This is a genomic window from Pandoraea captiosa, from assembly GCF_902459775.1.
Classification (GTDB): Bacteria; Pseudomonadota; Gammaproteobacteria; order Burkholderiales; family Burkholderiaceae; genus Pandoraea; species Pandoraea captiosa.
In genome coordinates, this window is record NZ_CABPSQ010000034.1 from 1 (window position 1) to 568 (window position 568).

The window sequence follows — 568 nt, forward strand, 5'->3', positions numbered from 1 at the left end:
CTGGCGGCCGGTCGCGGCGCGAACGGCGGCGGCAACTGCCCGCTGTCGGTGGCCGACGAAGTCGTCAAGGTGCACGGCGTGACCATTGCCGGATACACAAACCTCGCAGGCATGGTGGCCGCCGATGCCTCCGCGCTGTATGCCCGTAACGTGCTCGACTTCCTCAAGCTGGTGATCGACAAGGAAGGCAAGCTCGTCATCGATACCAACGACGACATCGTGAGCGCGTGCCTGATGTGCCGCGACGGTCAAGTGCTGCGCGCGGCATAAGGGGAGACAGAACCATGGAATTGATCAATCACACGGTGATCAACCTGATCATCTTCGTGCTGGCGGTGTACGTGGGCTACCACGTGGTGTGGAACGTCACCCCGGCATTGCACACGCCGCTCATGGCCGTGACGAACGCCATCTCGGCCATCGTGATCGTGGGGGCGATGCTCGCCGCCGGTCTGACCGAGGGCAACCTCGGCAAGACGATGGGCGTCATCGCCGTGGCGCTTGCCGCCGTGAACGTGTTCGGGGGCTTCCTCGTCACCCAGCGCATGCTCGAGATGTTCAAGAAAAA

Annotated in this window: 1 protein-coding gene and 1 pseudogene; both read left to right on the forward strand. The window is 63.0% G+C overall.

Annotated elements, in window-relative coordinates:
- Positions 1 to 270: pseudogene (locus PCA31118_RS26895) on the forward strand (NAD(P)(+) transhydrogenase (Re/Si-specific) subunit alpha); the annotation flags it as partial.
- Positions 271 to 284: 14 nt separating this feature from the next.
- The coding region (locus PCA31118_RS26900) for an NAD(P) transhydrogenase subunit alpha part 2 (protein WP_150627972.1) at positions 285 to 568 on the forward strand (284 nt) is incomplete at its 3' end.